The organism is Poseidonocella sp. HB161398, from assembly GCF_005870025.1.
Classification (GTDB): Bacteria; Pseudomonadota; Alphaproteobacteria; order Rhodobacterales; family Rhodobacteraceae; genus Mangrovicoccus.
Map to the genome: position 1 here is coordinate 1 of NZ_VATA01000008.1, position 15,356 is coordinate 15,356.

General features: G+C 65.1%; 8 protein-coding genes and 1 pseudogene. 2 read left to right on the forward strand and 7 right to left on the reverse strand.

The window, feature by feature from the left end:
• Window positions 1-293, forward strand: a pseudogene (locus tag FGX59_RS08430) (hypothetical protein); the annotation flags it as partial.
• Between the two features lie 124 nt (window positions 294-417).
• On the opposite strand, the gene FGX59_RS08435 reads toward FGX59_RS08430, so the two are convergent.
• The 5 genes from FGX59_RS08435 to FGX59_RS08455 all read right to left on the reverse strand — a co-directional run bounded on the left by FGX59_RS08435 (window position 418) and on the right by FGX59_RS08455 (window position 11,063).
• Window positions 418-1,587, reverse strand: a complete 1,170-nt coding sequence (locus FGX59_RS08435; protein ID WP_138466089.1) for a class I SAM-dependent methyltransferase — start codon at window positions 1,585-1,587, stop codon at window positions 418-420.
• Between the two features lie 2 nt (window positions 1,588-1,589).
• Window positions 1,590-2,765, reverse strand: a complete 1,176-nt coding sequence (locus tag FGX59_RS08440) for a class I SAM-dependent methyltransferase (protein ID WP_138466090.1) — start codon at window positions 2,763-2,765, stop codon at window positions 1,590-1,592.
• 9 nt (window positions 2,766-2,774) lie between these two features.
• Window positions 2,775-5,096, reverse strand: coding sequence for an NAD-dependent epimerase/dehydratase family protein (locus FGX59_RS08445; RefSeq protein ID WP_138466091.1), 2,322 nt, complete (start codon window positions 5,094-5,096; stop codon window positions 2,775-2,777).
• 1 nt (window position 5,097) lies between these two features.
• A complete protein-coding gene (gene rfbF / locus FGX59_RS08450; protein ID WP_138466092.1) occupies window positions 5,098-5,874 on the reverse strand; it encodes a glucose-1-phosphate cytidylyltransferase in 777 nt (258 codons plus the stop codon).
• Between the two features lie 113 nt (window positions 5,875-5,987).
• Window positions 5,988-11,063 (reverse strand): cadherin-like domain-containing protein, encoded by a 5,076-nt coding sequence (locus tag FGX59_RS08455; protein WP_138466093.1) that lies wholly within the window; start codon window positions 11,061-11,063, stop codon window positions 5,988-5,990.
• 522 nt (window positions 11,064-11,585) lie between these two features.
• Here FGX59_RS08455 and FGX59_RS08460 point away from each other — a divergent pair.
• On the forward strand, window positions 11,586-13,043 hold the full coding sequence (locus FGX59_RS08460; protein ID WP_171060567.1) for a right-handed parallel beta-helix repeat-containing protein: 1,458 nt from the start codon (window positions 11,586-11,588) through the stop codon (window positions 13,041-13,043).
• A gap of 56 nt (window positions 13,044-13,099) precedes the next feature.
• Here FGX59_RS08460 and FGX59_RS08465 read toward each other — a convergent pair whose 3' ends face one another.
• Entirely contained in the window at window positions 13,100-14,215 is a 1,116-nt protein-coding gene (locus FGX59_RS08465) for a glycosyltransferase family 4 protein (RefSeq protein ID WP_138466095.1), read from the reverse strand.
• Window positions 14,212-15,336 (reverse strand): glycosyltransferase family 4 protein, encoded by a 1,125-nt coding sequence (locus FGX59_RS08470; RefSeq protein WP_138466096.1) that lies wholly within the window; start codon window positions 15,334-15,336, stop codon window positions 14,212-14,214. The genes FGX59_RS08465 and FGX59_RS08470 overlap by 4 nt, the downstream gene beginning before the upstream one ends.
• Window positions 15,337-15,356 lie beyond the last annotated feature (20 nt).

Sequence of the window (15,356 nt, forward strand, 5' to 3'; positions counted from 1 at the left end):
AGCCGGACACCGCCGGAGCCCGGGCACGCAACGAGATCCTGCGGGCGTCAAAGCACTTGGGCCGGGCGCTCTGGCGGAACTGGAGCGGGTACCACCGGCGCAGCAGGGTGGAACCGAAAATGAACTGCGTGAAGCTGCTCGGGCAGCGGCTGATGTCGCGGGACTTCGACCGCCAGGTGGCGGAGGTCCAGATCCGGGTCATTCGCGGCTGCGCTCGGACCAGTGGCGTTTGCCGCTCATTCGTGAACCACTGCTCGGCTCTCGGAAGAGCTGAAATCGAAGTCGTTGCCTGAAGCCGGAGAGGAAAGGGGATCCTCATCCTGTCGTTCGATTAGCGCAACAAGGCCGACCCAGACCGAACTGACGTCATGCCGGAAAGCGCTTGACCGAATTCGACCCGCTGCCGAAGTCCAGGGCCTACGTCGCGATAACGGAGAAGGCGGGGTCGAGGCCCAGTGACTGAACTTGGGACTTTATCTCGTCCAAGTAAAGCCCATTTGAAATCATCACGAGGGAGGGAGAGAGCGACTTCAGATCGTCTGGGGAAAGAACGGGCAAACCCACGCCCGGCGCGAAAAGACCGTGCTTTCGAGGGTTCAGATCCACAAGCGCCTTGATGTTCTGCGCATCATCTCTGACGGCATTGCAGAAAGTGATGCCCTTCGAACCGGCCCCCCAGACGACGACATTTCCCGTCATATGGGAAACCTGCTCCCGAAAATCCTTCAGAAAGCCTTCCGCCTTGTCCGAAAAGGCAGAGGCATCGGTCAGCGTCGAGATGTCGAGACTTTCGGCGGCCGGTTTCGAAATGGCGTCGGGGCGCGCTTCGATCATCAGGAACTGGTCGCCATAGCTCGTCTGCACGTCGAGCGGCCGGAAGCCTGACAGCCGGAAGGCGGTGGCGATGGAGGTCGCGCTCCAATAGCCGAAATGCTCGTAGATGACGTCCCACATCGAGGTCGTTTTCAGCATCCATGCGGCATTGGGAACTTCGAAATAGATCGGCACGTCGCGTTCGCCGATCGTTTCCCGCAGGGACGACAGGAATTCTGCCGGGCTGTCGATATGCTCGAGAACATGGCGGCAGATGATGGCGTCGAAGGGGCGGTTCAGGTGGTCGGGGCCGAAATATTCGGGGACGATCTCGACGCCCGGAGTCTCGAGGAAACGCGAGGTCTTTCCGCGCATCGACGGGTCGAACCCGACCGCGCTGGCAACGCCCTTTTCCGCGAGCAGCGACAGCATATGGCCGTCGCCGCAGCCGATTTCGACGACATGCTTTCCCTTGAGGTCGAACTTGCCGACCAGGGAGGCCGCCAGGGTCTCCGCGAAGTCCTGGAAGCTCGGCGAGAAATGGAGCGCGTTTTCGTAGCCCGGCGCATATTCCATGCGCGCAGGGTCGAAAGCGCGGTTCCAGATATAGGTGCAGCTCTTGCAGACCACGAGGTCGATATCGCCCGAAGGCGCGGATTTCGCGCTTTCGAGATCGGGCCAGAGCTGGTTGCAGACGACCGGCATGTCCCGCAGATGGAAAACGGGCGCTATCTCTGCCGATTTGCAAACCGGGCAAGTCTCATGATCGGCCATAATCACACCGCCACAACTTCCGCTTCGACATCGATCTGCTGAAGCGTGTTCTTGATTTCAGTCAGGTAGATCGGGTTCATCACGATCACCGTGTCGACCCCTGCGGTCTTCAGCCCTTCGGGCCCGATCACGCGATGGCCGGTGCCCGGCAGGTATTTCCCCTGCTTGTGCGGGTTGATGTCGACCACATGGGCCACTTCCTCGCCGACATTGTTCGTCGTCAGGAAGGACACGCCTTTCGATCCGCCGCCCCAGATCGCCACGGTTTTCCCGTCGGCATGGCGCTGCTTGACGAAATCGGTCCAGTACTGCCGGGTCGCGGCGATCTGTTCCGGGAAGGTCTCCGCCAGGTCTCGCAGCTTCGACAGGTCGTCTTCCGCATCCAGCGGCGGATTGCCCTGCGCGGGTTCCGCATACTGGATGATGTATTGCGAGTCGTAAGCCAGGTAGAGATTGGTGACATCCATTCCGGATTTCCGGAACAGGCGGGCATGGCTTCCCAGGGTGAAATAGGAGCAATGCTCGTAGTAGATGTCCCAGAAAGCGCCTTCGGAAAGGACGCGGTTCACGTCCGGCGTCTCGAAGAAGATGCCGACATCGGTCCCGTCGATCACCTCGGAAATATCCGCCATGAAGCTGCCGACATCCGGGACATGTTCCAGCGTGTGGCGGCAGACGACGAAATCGGGATGGATGCCGATGGTCTTGGGCGTGAAGTACTCTTTCTGGAAGGAGAGCTTGGCGGCATCCGCATCGGGAAGCCGTTCGGGAATGAATCCCGGATCGACGCCGAGGCCGGTCGTGCCGGTTCTCGACACCAGCTCCTTCAGGAACTCGCCCTTGCCGCAGCCGATCTCCAGCGTCGTCTTGCCGGAGAGGTCGTAGGTGTTCGCGATTTCCTCGACGAGCCCCTTGGCGAAGCCGCTGAACGTGTCCGAGAAATGCTGGCTCTCTTCCGTGGTGGAGGCGTAGTCCACCAGGTCGAGATCGAACAGGCTGTTGAAGACGAAACCGCAATCGTGACAGAATTCCAGCTTCAGCTCGGCACGGGGGAAGGCGAGCGCCTCCTCCCGCGTGTCGAGCAGAATGCAACTTTGCACCGGAATGGCGCTCAGATGGTAGATTTCCTTCAGATGGGTCCCGCCGCAGGCCGGGCAGGTTTTCTCTGATCGCTGCATGCTACCGACTCACGCCTCGACGATTTCCAGGTCGGGAATGGGCACGACGAATTTCCCGCCGGCAGACAGGAAGCCCTTCTGCTGGCTGATGATCTCGTCGCGGAAATTCCACGGCAGGATGACGACATAGTCCGGCTTGTCCGCCATCAGGCGGTCCGGCGTGTCGATCGGAACGCGGACGCCCGGCATGAACTTGCCCTGCTTGTGGACGTTCTTGTCGACCGCGTATTCGATCGTCCGCGCGTTGAGCTCGAGGAAGTTGAGCATGATCGTGCCCTTGGCGGCGGCGCCATAGGCCGCGATCCGCTTGCCCTCGGATTTGAGCCCGCCGATCAGCTCGCGCGCGCGCGACCGGAAGGCCTGAACGCGAGCGCCGAAGGTGGTGTAGTACTCGTAGGTATCGAGGCCGAGCTCGGCCTCTTCCGCCAGCGCGGCGTCTACGGCGGCGCTGGGGTTCGGGGTCTTCTCGAAGAAGAGCCGCAGCGAGCCGCCATGGATCGCGACATGGCGCATGTCATTCAGATAGAGCCCGTGCCGCTCGAAGAGCGCCTTCGCGGAGCGGACCGAGAAGTAGCACAGATGCTCGTGATAGATCGTGTCGAACTCGATGTAGTCGATCAGGTCGCGGACATAGGGGAATTCCACGACGACCATGCCCTCATCGGACAGGAGCGTGGCCATCCCGGCAACCAGGTCGTTCTGGTCGGCGACATGGGCGACGACGTTGTTGGCGATGATCACGTCGGCGCGCTTGCCCTCGGCGCGCAGGCGTTCGGCCACGCGGGTGCCGAAGAAATCGATGACCGTGTCGATGCCCTTCTCGATCGCGGCGCTGGCCGGCTGCTTCGCCGGGTCGACGCCGAGAACCGGGATGCCCTTCTCCTTGAAGTTCTGCAGCATGTAGCCGTCATTCGACGCGATCTCGACGACGAGGTTGTCCCCGCCGAGCTCCCGGCGCTCGATCAGCTCGAGCGCGTTGCTGCGGCTGTGCTTCAGCAGGTCGTCCGAGAAGGAGGAGAAATACAGGTAGTCATCCCCGAACATCTCTTCCGGCGGGCGCGTTTCCAGCAGCTGGACCAGCGTGCAATGCGGGCAGTAGCCGAGGCGCAGCGGCACTAGGGTCTCCTGCGACGCCAGCTTGGTCTGGTCGAGCAGCCCGTCCGAGCGCGGCATCAGGCCGAGATCGAGGATCGGCTGCAGGCCCTTGTGCTTGCAGGAGATGCATTCGACCTCGCCGGCATCCGCGGTGAAGGCTTCGGAGAAATCGGCCGCCGAGCCGCCGGGGCGGGCGGCTTCGCCCGCTTCGGTGTGCTTCAGCGTCTCGTCGATCAGCCCGTCGGCGATCAGCTTCTTGATATGGCCGATCCGCTGGTAGCGGGGACCTTCGAATTCCTCGAGGGTCAGCGACGCGGCGGTATAGGCCTCGTAGAGCGACTGCGCGCCCTTGCGGGCATCCCAGACCGGCTGGAAATGCGGCATGACCCGGCGGATCTTGTCGCAGTTCACCCGGTAGGAGCGCTTGTCGGGCCCGGCATTCTCGGCGAAGGTCACCTCGCAGCCCGGGACGACATCGGCGACGATCTCGGCCAACTCGCGGATCTGGTAGTTGTGCTCGGTCAGGCCGACATTGAAGGCCTCGTTGCGGATCAGCTCGACCGGCGTCTCCAGCGTGGCCATCATCGCCCGGCTGATATCCTCGATATGGGTGATCGGGCGCCAGGGGGTGCCGTCCGATTTCATGTGGATATTGCCGGTGGTCACGGCCCAGGCGACGAGGTTGTTCAGCACCAGGTCGAAGCGGATCCGCGGGCTGACGCCATAGGCGGTCGCGGAGCGCAGGAAGGTCGGGCAGAAGTTGTCATCCGCCAGTTCCGCCAGCGCCAGCTCGGATTTGACCTTGCTTTCGCCATAAGGCGTGACCGGGTTAAAGGCGCCGGTCTCGTCGATCATGTCCGGGCCCGAGGCGCCGTAGTTGGAGCAGGACGAGGACATCACGAAGCGCGACACGCCGCCGGCCTTGGCGGCCTGCGCCACGCGCATCGTGCCTTCGTAGTTGATGTCGTAGGTCGTCTGCGGGCGGAAGTCGCCGAGCGGGTCGTTCGAGAGCGCCGCGAGGTGGATCACCGCGTCGATGCCGAGGAAATCCGCCGCCGTCACGTCCCGGATGTCCTTGCGGATCATCGGGATGTCGGGAACCTTTCCGCCCGGCTCGAAGGTGCATCTCTCGTAGAGATCGCTGTCGATGCCGCGGACGACATGGCCCGCTGCCTGAAGCATCGGGGTCAGGATAGTGCCGATATAGCCGAGATGGCCCGTTACGAGAACACGCAATTCACTTCTCCCAAATAGCCCAGGGGCGATCGCCCGAATCCCACAGTTTCTGCAGCGTATGCTTGTCGCGCAGGGTGTCCATGGCGGCCCAGAAGCCCTCATGGCGGTAGGCCATCAGCTGGCCGTCGCGCGCAAGGTTCTCCAGCGGCGCATGCTCGAACATGACCATGTCGCCCTCGATGTAGTCGAAGACCTGCGGCTCGAGCACGAAGAACGCCCCGTTGATCCAGCCTTCCGCGGTCTGCGGCTTCTCCTCGAAGGCGACGACCTGGTCGCCCTCGAAGCGCATGTGGCCGTAGCGCGCCGGCGGGCGCACCGCGGTGATCGTCGCCAGCTTGCCATGCGACTTGTGGAAGGCGATCAGCTTGTGCAGGTCGATATCCGACACGCCGTCGCCCCAGGTCAGCATGAAGGTGCCGTCGCCGAGGAAGGGCTTCAGCCGCTTCACGCGGCCGCCGGTCAGGGTCTCGTCGCCGGTCTCGATCAGGTCGACCTTCCAGGGCGCGTGGTCCTGCTCATGGCGCATGACGGGGCTGTCATTGTCCATGTCGACGGTGATGTTGCCGGCCAGCGTGCCGTATTCGACGAAGTACCGCTTGATGTAGTCGCCCTTGTAGCCGAGGGCGACGGCGAAGTCGTTGAAGCCGTAGTGCGAATAGATGTTCATGATATGCCAGAGGATGGGCTTCCCTCCGATTTCCACCATCGGCTTGGGCCGGATGATGGTCTCCTCGGCAAGCCGGGTTCCCTTGCCGCCAGCAAGAATTGCCGTCTTCATAATCATGCACTCCGTTCTCGACTTTTTGCCTGTCGTGCGCTGGTTGCGCTAAAAAATTTCACGAACATATGGCGTATTAATACATGGATTCGGGACGAGTCTGGCAGGTTTTTCTACGCCACCAGGCTGTCTGTGAAAATGAAATCGCTCGCGAGCGAGATGTCGTAGGCGCCGTTCAGAAGGCCGATCAGTTCATCCTCTTCGCCTGCCAGTCCGGCGCGCCAGATCGCGGTGCCGGCCGTCAGTTCGGCCTCGTCGACGGTCAGGAAGTAATCGGAGGCGGAACCATGGAGCTGGACCAGATCCGTGCCCGATTCAAAGTCGTAGACGAAGCCGTAGTCGCCCAGGCCGGCATCGGCGCTGTCGCCATCGTCGTAGTAGGTGCCGTTCTCGTCGCCGAAGACGAAGACATCCGCGCCGTTGCCGCCGACGAAGACGTCGATCTCGCCCTGGCCGGGATTGGCGCTGCCGGCATCCGCGCCGACCAGGACGTCATCCCCGTCCTCGCCCTGCAGGATGTCGTCGCCGGTGATCTCGGTCACGCTGAGATCGCCGAAGGTGACGTCGTAGTAATGCGCGTTGAGGTAGAGGCCGCCGGTCGCCGGCGCCTCGTCCAGCGAGAAGGTCTCGACCGCCTGGATGGTCCAGTCTACCGGCTCCGCGGTGCCGACCTCCCAGACCTTCAGGCTGTACATGCGGTCGTAGATCCCCACCTGCTCGACGCGCACGGTGAAGTTGTAGCTCGTGCCCTCGTCGAGCGAGAAATTGGCCGCGCCCAGCACTTCGGTGAAGCTGTGGTAGCTGTGGCTCTCGAACTTGTCCTCGAAGGTGAAGGCCGCGCCGGGTTCCCAGCCGGAATGCGGCTGGAAACCGCTGACCGGATCGTCGGTATGGCCGTTCCACAGCATGCCGATGCCGAAGGCGCCGCCGTCGCGCCCGTTCGGATCCTCGTTCTGGAGGTCGTGCATCGTGATGGTGATGTTCAGCTCGTAGTTGTCCCAGGTCGAGTCGCCCAGCACCAGCAGCCGGTCATAGCCCAGCTGCGTCGGCCGCGCACCTTCGTCAGTGACTTCCCACTGGCCGTCGGCCACCTGCACGACGTCCTGGATATTGGTCACGGTCGACCAGTCGATCGCGTAGTTGACGCCGTAGTCGCTGCCCGACTCGTACTCGATGATGACGTCCTGGGTGTAGACGACGCCGTTCTCCATCACCGCGGTGATGGTGATCACGTCATCGGCGCTCGACCCGTCGAGCTCGCTATAGGCGAGGTCGATGTTGAAGTCGCCCTCGTCCTGCAGGCGCCGTGTATCCGCGCCGACCGACAGCGCGCGCGCCGCGCCGCCATTCAGGCTGTAGCTGAGCGTCGCGACCGGGCCGCCGATATTGCCCAGCACGTTGATCCATTTCTGGGCCTCGCCGGGGCTGCCGAAGGTCTGGGTCGTGCCGTACCAGACATCCAGCGTGTAGCCGACGGTGATCTCGACATTCGCGGTATCTTCAAACTCGCCGTCGCTGACCGTGTAGGCGAAGCTGTCGAGGCCGGTATAGTCGGTCTCGGGCGTGTAGGTCAGCGTGCCGTCGCCATTGTCGACCAGCGTGCCATGGAGCGGCTGGGTGAAGCCGCTGATGGTCAGCGGATCGCTTTCGAAATCGACGTCATTGGCCAGCAGGTCGCTCGCGGCGATGATGATCAGCGGCTCGTTTTCCGGCGCGGCCAGTTCGTCGTCGGCCGCGATCGGCGGGTCATTGACCACCGTGATGTTGCCGTCCTCGTCCACGATCGGATCGACCGAGGTCTCGAACCAGTCGATCTTCGAGACGAAGCCCGGGATCTCGCCATTCCGCTCGGCACTGCCGGCGAAGACGCCGACCTGGGTCGCATCGAGGTCGCTGGTGATCGAGATCGCCTCGGTCCAGGTTTCGCCATCCGCGGAGTAGAGGAAGGTGTAGGTCTGGCCGTCCTTGACGATCCGCAGGTAGCTGACCTCGCCGGTCAGCACGACTTCGCGGTAGGGGAAGCCGCGGACGGTCCCGTTGACGTCGCCGACCAGCAGCTCGAGCTTGCCGGTCGTGTAGGCCAGGTCGAAGCGGAACCAGCGGGTGTCGCTCTCCAGGACCAGAAGCCCGTGCTCCTGGTAGGTGGCGTAGGGCTCGTTGAGCATGTGGATGGCAATGTCGAAATTGCCCTCGCCGACATCCTGCAGCACCCGCGGCGTGGTCATCGCCCGGTAGGCATCCACGGCGACGCCCTCCGGAGAGGTGATCTCCAGCCAGGAGTCGGTGCCGTCGGTCTGGATCGAGGCCGAGCCCGCCGTGCCCGCGAAGGTCCAGTCGTCCTCCAGCACGCCGGAGGAGAAGTCGTCCGAGGCCAGGATCGCATCGCCGATCGGCACGTCGACGCCGATCGAGACCGTGGCGGTATCCGTCGTCTCGCCGTCCGAGATCGTGTAGGTGAAGCTGTCCGCCCCGGTATAGCCAGTCGTCGGCGTGTAGGTCAGCGTGCCGTCGCCATTGTCGGCCAGCGTGCCGTGGCCCGGCTGCGTGAACGACACGAAGGCGAGCGCCACGCCCTCGGGGTCGCTGTCATTCGCCAGCAGGTCGCTGTCGATATCGATGACCAGCGCCGTGTCGGCCTCGGTCACGAGGGTGTCGGCGGCCGCCTCCGGCGACAGGTTCGGCGCGACGAAGCCGTCATCCTCGGCAGTGATCGGATCGCCCGAGACCTCGAACCAGTCGACCTGGGCGGTATAGCCCACGGCGGCGCCGGTATTGCTGGCGAAGAGTCCGGCGCTGGTGACCTCGAGCGCCCGGGTCGTACTGCCCGCAGTGGTCCAGCTGGTGCCGTCGGTCGAGTATTCGAAGACCCACAGATCGCCCGTCCGCGTCAGCCGCAGATAGGGCGCGCTGCCGCCCGCGATCTCGACGCGGAAGAGCGAGCTCGAATTCCCGTTCACGGTGACGGCGGCGAAGGCGTAGAGCTTCGTGCCGTCCGAATAAGTGTCGAAGCGCAGCCAGTTATTCGCGTCTTCCTCGATCAGGAAGCCCTGGCCCTGGTACTTGTCCTCGGGCGTGGTCAGGAAGCGCGCGCTCAGCTGGAAGTCCTCGTCGGCCACGTCCTGCATGGCGCGGGCGGCGTTGTTGGTGCCCCAGATGTCGTGATTGCCGTCGGGCGTCACCAGTTCCAGGAAGGCGTCGGTCGCATCCGCGCTGACGCCGCCCGAGATGCCGCTCGGGCCTTCGATCGTCCAGACCGAGCTGTCGAGCGCGGCGACATTGAAATCGTCCGAGACCAGCGTGCCGGTCCCGGTCCCGGGATCCGGATCGGTCACGGTGCCGGTGACGGTCAGCGCGACCGTGGCGGTATCCGTGCTCTCGCCGTCGGTGATCGTGTAGGTGAAGCTGTCCGCGCCGGAATAGCCAGTCGTCGGCGTGTAGGTCAGCGTGCCGTCGCCATTGTCGACCACCGTGCCATGGTCCGGCTGCGTGAAGGAGACGAAGGTGATCAAGTCGCCCTCGGGATCGCTGTCATTCGCCATCAGGTCGCTGTCTATGTCGATGACCAGCGCCGTGTCCTCGTCCGTGGCAAGGCTGTCGGCCACCGCGTCCGGCGCCTGGTTCACGGCGACGAAATCGCCGTCTTCCCCGGTGATCGGATCGCCCGTCACCTCGAACCAGTCGACCTGGGCGGTATAGCCCACGGCGGCGCCGGTATTGCTGGCGAAGAGCCCGGCGCTGGTGACGGCGAGGGCCTTGGTCGTGCTGCCCGCGGTGGTCCAGCTGCTGCCGTCGGTGGAGTATTCGAAGACCCACAGATCGCCCGTCCGCGTCAGCTTCAGATAGGGCGCGCTGCCGCCGGCGATCTCGACGCGGAAGAGCTTGGTTGAATTGCCGTTCACCGTGACCGCCGCGAAGGCATAGAGCTTCGTGCCGTCGGAATAGGTGTCGAAGCGCAGCCAGTTATTCGCGTCTTCCTCGATCAGGAAGCCCTGGCCCTGGAACTTGTCCTCGGGCGTGGTCAGGAAGCGCGCGCTGAGCTGGAAGTCCTCGTCGGCCACATCCTGCATGGCGCGGGCGGCGTTGTTGGTGCCCCAGATATCGTGATTGCCGTCGGGCGTCACCAGCTCCAGGAAGGCGTCGGTCGCATCCGCGCTGACGCCGCCGGAAATCCCGCTCGGTCCTTCGATGGTCCAGACCGACGTGTCGAGCGTGGCCACGTTGAAATCGTCCGACACCATCGAGCCCGTGCCCGTCCCGGTCCCGGGATCCGGATCGGTCACGGTGCCGGTGACAGTCAGCGCGACCGTGGCGGTATCCGTGCTCTCGCCGTCCGAGATCGTGTAGGTGAAGCTGTCCGCGCCGGAATAGCCAGTCGTCGGCGTGTAGGTCAGCGTGCCGTCGCCATTATCGACCAGCGTGCCGTTGGCCGGCTGCGTGAAGGAGACGAAGGTGATCGCGTCGCCCTCGGGATCGCTGTCATTCGCCATCAGGTCGCTGTCGATGTTGATGACCAGCGCCGTGTCCTCGTCGGTGGCGAGGCTGTCGGCCACCGCATCCGGGGCGTCATTCACCACGACCAGGTCGCCGTCTTCCCCGGTGATCGGATCGCCCGTCACCTCGAACCAGTCGACCTGGGCGGTGTAGCCCACGGCCGCGCCGGTATTGCTGGCGAAGAGCCCGGCACTGGTGACGTCCAGCGACTGCGTCGTGCTGCCTGCCGTCGTCCAGCTGGTGCCGTCGGTCGAGTATTCGAAGACCCACAGGTCGCCCGTCCGCGTCAGCCGCAGATAGGGCGCCGTGCCTCCGGGGATCTCGACGCGGAAGAGCTTCGTGGAATTGCCGTCAACGGTGATCGCGGCATAGGCATAGAGCCGCGTGCCGTCCGAATAGGTATCGAAGCGCAGCCAGTTGTTCTCGTCTTCCTCGATGAGAAACCCCTGGCCCTGGTACTTGTCTTCGGGCGTGGTCAGGAAACGGGCGCTCAGCTGGAAATCCGTGTCGTCCATGTCCTGCATGGCGCGCGCGGCGTTATTCGTGTTCCAGATGTCGTAATTGCCGTCCGGCGTCGCGAGCTCCAGATAGGCGTCGCTATCATCTGCGCCGACCGTGACCGAGGTCCCGGCGGGGCCTTCTGCGCTCCAGACAGTTCCGTCGAGCGACGTGCCATTGAAATCGTCGGAGACGATCATTTCTCTCTCCTGAAAACTATGCGCCCGAGGCGGTCAAATAAAATAAACACTCTCACCCGCAGGCCAGGTGCCCATCTTCCCCGAAAACGGAAAGACGGAAACGCAACTGCCCGATCGGCATTTCCAAACGCTGCAATCCCGGAACGGTAGGATGTCCGGGACGGCAATGGCCTGGTCTGTCAAGCCAGTATATCTTGATGGGGGATTATGTTCGGCCCACACCCGGCTCCCCCGCCTCCTCGACTTAATACAGACTGACTTAAAAGCTGTCCATGTTACAAGAGCGAAATTTTGCCGGAGGTCGGGAACTCCATACATTCCACTTGCGGAATGGGGCTTTCTGTGCTTCTGGGGCGAGCAGTATTTCGCCTGAATGGACGAAAATCGTGCGGATGGCCACGCCCCGGATTCGGGCCGGATTTCAGCCACGGGCCGCCGAAAATGGCCGCACGAGACGGGTAAACGTAAATATTTCAATGCGCTAAGTTTTTGGCGACCTGTCGGATGGAAAGTGTTCTTCCCATGGATACCTTTACGATCGCAACAGTATCGTCCCGCAGCCGGGCGCAGGACGCGTCGCGGCGGGCCTCGCCGGGACGCCCTGCGCAGCGCTTGGCCGGTCCCGGTCTTTACTGCAACCCTAAAATCAATCCGGCGGCCTGGCTTGCGGCCATCTCTCCCGCGCCGCGGCGGCGGCAGAGGCGGAGAGGGGCCGCGCTGATTCTCGCCGTGGCGGCCTTCGCGATCGCCATCTTGGCGCTGCCCGAACGGGCATCTGCCCAAGACTCCGCCTCCGGTTCGGGCAGGGTCCTCTCCACCCGGGAGCTGGGATGGAAAGCCGGATCCGATGTCGGAGAAAAGCTTGCCGCGCTTCTCGCAAACGACCTGCAGCCCGGCGACACGTTGCGGGTGGAGAAAATATACCGGATCGATGCATCCGAATTGCAGCTTCTGCCGGGAATGACGGTTGAAGGCGTCAATGGCGGCGGGTTCGATGTCGTTTCCAGGCCCGGCGACAAAACCGCGCTTTTCATCGCTGCAGACGGGCTCACCGTGTCCAATCTGGTGATCCGGTCGTCCACCGCGCCGCAGACGGATTACCTTGGAACGAAGGCCCAGCCCGGCGAGCATTACTACCCCAAGAGGATATTCATCCTCTTCGGCCATGAGCGCGTTTCCTTCGTGAATTCCGAATTCCAGGGAAATGTCGACATGTTCATCGATGCCCGCAACAGCCCGGACATGACCGTCGAAAACAGCTTCTTCGAGGGCGCGAACTACCAGATCAGCCTCGAGGGCCGCAGCGACGGCGCGACCATCACCGGCAGCCATTTCCGCTACGCGGTCGGCGATGCCATCCGGACCGCGACCGATGGCGGCTACGGGCCGGGCGGCATCTCGGTCAGCAGCTGCTTCTTCGAGGACGCCAACCGCGACGGGATCGAGGCGACCGGCGGCTTCCGGGACGGGCGCATCACGGACTCGGTCTTCTTCGCCAACGGGATCGATCTGAAGGTCAGCCTGGAGGATGCCGCGGAGGACAGCCGGAAAGCGGGCATCGACGGCACCCGCATCGACGGCGTCCAGGTGATCGACGAGTCGAACGCGATCGTCATCTCGGTGCTCGACCGCCACGATATCCTGACCGCCGGCAATGCCGAGGCGCTGATGCCGCACGACATCCGCGTGGCGAATTCGATCATCGAGAGCACGACCGGCGACGAGATGCGCGCCTTCTTGATCCGCGACGGCTATGACATCCACTGGGAGAACATGACATTCCTTGGAAATATCAAGGAGTTGCGCGTTCTCAACGAAGAGGCGCCGGAGGGCTGGACCGCGCATGGGGTCGATGGCGCGGGGCTGGTGACCGGCACGCCGCGCTGTTCCTCGACCGAGGACCGCCGCCGCCGTCCCGGCGCCCGGCCGCAGGTGCCCTACGTGCTGCCGGATCCCGAGGCCTGCCCGCTGCGGCGCTGAGCGCGTCAGGCAGGGCCGGCCGGTCCCTGCTGCCTGGTCCGGGGGGCGCCGCATGGTCATGCCGCGGAAAGCTCGTTCAGCACCGTCCGGTAGGCGGTGATGACGAGCTTCTCGTCATAGAGGCTTTCCATCCGCGCCCGGCCCGCGCAGCCCATCGCCTGGCGGGCTTCCGGGGCGGCATCCGCGATCTGCAGCAGCGCGCGCGCCAGATCCCGGGCATCGCGCGAGGTGACGAGGTAGCCGGTCTTGCCGTCGGCCACGACATCGCGGCAGCCCGGCTCGCCGGTCGTGACCACCGGGCGCCCGCTGGCTGCGGCCTCCAGCAGCACCCGCGGCGTCCCCTCGCGATAGTAGCTGGGCAGCACCACGCAATCGGCCCCGGCGATCACCGGGCGGACATCCCGCGCCGTGCCCAGATAGCTGACCGCGCCCTCTTCCGTCCATTCGGCAAGCCGCGCCTCCGGCACCGCGGCATCGCCGGGCTTTTCCAGCGCGCCGAGGATGCGGAACTGCGCCTCGGGATAGCGCTCGCGGACGATCCGCGCCGCCTCCACGTATTCGCCGATGCCCTTCTCCCAGAGCAGCCGGGCGATCAGCAGGAAGACCGGCGCCTGCTGCGTGCCGGGCAGGGGGGTGACGGCGAAGCGGCCGAGATCGACGCCCGAGCCGGGCAGCAGCCGCGCCCGCTCCTCGGTCACGAGCCCCTCGCCGGTGAAGCGCGCCCGGTCCTCGGAATTCTGGAAGAACACCGCGCGGGCGCGGCCGAAGGCCAGCCGGTAGGCGCGCTGCGCCAGGATCGTCGTCGTGCTGCGCCCCGAGAAGACGGTGCCCAGCCCGGTGACATTGGGCAGGAAGGGAATGCCCATCGCCCGCGCCGCGATGCCGGAATAGAGGTTGTTCTTGATCGTGTAGCTCAGCACCGCGCCGGGGCGCACTTCGCGCAGGGTGCGCGCCACGGTCAGGAAGGTGGCGGCCTCTCGGTCCGGGCGGGTGCCGCGGCGGTCCATCGGCAGCTCGATCACCGTGCAGCCGGCCTCGCGCAGCGCGGGCGTGTAGTCGTCGACCGGGACCAGCGCGACCAGCTCGTGTCCGTCCTGCTTCAGCGCCGCGATCAGCCCGGCGCGGAAATTCGCGAGGGCAAAGGAGGTGTTGGCGGTCAGCAGGATCTTCATGTCCGCAGGGCTCCCAGACGGCGGAGGCCGGATTTGGCGGCGCTGCGCATGGCATTGGCCCGCGCCTCGGCGCGCAGCGACAGCGCGGCCTGCAAGTCGGCGAGCCGGTCGGGCCGCGGCCGGGGCGCGCCGGCCAGCGAGGCGAAGAGATCGCTCCATTCCGCCGCGCCGGCCTCGGGGCCGTACTGGCGCTCGACATGGGCGCGCGCGGCGGCGCCCAGCCGCTCGCGCAGCGCCGGGTCTCCGCAGAGCGCGCGCAGCGCGGCGTGCCACGCGCCCGGCTGGGCCAGCAGCCCGGTGCGGCCATCCTCGATCGCGTCCGAGAAGGCGATGCTCGGCGAGGCGATGGTCGGCACGGCGAAGGCCGCGGCCTCGAGGTATTTCAGCTCGCTGCGCGCCCCGGCGAAATCCGAGCCGAGATCGAGCGGCGCGAGGTTGATGTCGACCTGGCCAAGCAGCGAGACGAACTCGGCATAGGGCCGGAAGGGCTCGACCCGGACGCGGTCGCCGAATTCCGCGAAGGCCGGATCGATGGCGATCTTGCCCGCGACCATCAGCCGGGTCTGCGGCAGCTCGCGCAGGATCTGCCGCAGCGCCGGCGCGATCATGGCGAAATCCGCGTCGTGATGCGCCGAGCCACTGAAATAGCCGATCGTGATCGCGCCGTCCGCGGCGGCGCTGCGCGGTGCCAGCCGCCCGGCATCTAGCACCGGGCGGGAGAGCTTGTTGCGCAGGATGCGCGTGTCCGGATGCAGGGGCGCGATCCGCGCCTGAAGCGCCCCGCCCGAGACGCTGACCGCGTCGGCAAGCTGCAGCGCCGCGACGATGGCGGGCGACAGTTCGGTCCCGGCGGGGCCGTCGAGGATGAGGTCGTCGATATCGTAGACCACCGGCGTCTGCCGCGACCGGGCGAGGGCGACGACGCGCGTCAGGATCGGGCTCATCCGCACCCGGTGGAGCACCAGCAGCCGGCAGCGCGCGGCGGGCGCGTCGAGCAGCTGCGCGGTGGCGGCGCTCAGCCCGGCCTGCCGCAGGAAGGCGGCCGGCTGGGCGCAGCGGATTTCCGTCGTGCCGTGGCCCAGCATCGGCCGGAAGGACAGGAACTGCACGTCCACGCTCATCTCCCGGCCCTCCGCCGGCG

What these genes read in the sequence shown, in the direction of transcription:
- FGX59_RS08435 (WP_138466089.1), bottom strand. Translation starts at nt 1,587, where the DNA reads ATGGCCGATCATGAGACTTGCCCGGTTTGCAAATCGGCAGAGATAGCG.
- FGX59_RS08440 (WP_138466090.1), bottom strand. Translation starts at nt 2,765, where the DNA reads ATGCAGCGATCAGAGAAAACCTGCCCGGCCTGCGGCGGGACCCATCTG.
- rfbF (WP_138466092.1), bottom strand. Translation starts at nt 5,874, where the DNA reads ATGAAGACGGCAATTCTTGCTGGCGGCAAGGGAACCCGGCTTGCCGAG.
- FGX59_RS08455 (WP_138466093.1), bottom strand. Translation starts at nt 11,063, where the DNA reads ATGATCGTCTCCGACGATTTCAATGGCACGTCGCTCGACGGAACTGTC.
- FGX59_RS08460 (WP_171060567.1), top strand. Translation starts at nt 11,586, where the DNA reads ATGGATACCTTTACGATCGCAACAGTATCGTCCCGCAGCCGGGCGCAG.
- FGX59_RS08465 (WP_138466095.1), bottom strand. Translation starts at nt 14,215, where the DNA reads ATGAAGATCCTGCTGACCGCCAACACCTCCTTTGCCCTCGCGAATTTC.
- FGX59_RS08470 (WP_138466096.1), bottom strand. Translation starts at nt 15,336, where the DNA reads ATGAGCGTGGACGTGCAGTTCCTGTCCTTCCGGCCGATGCTGGGCCAC.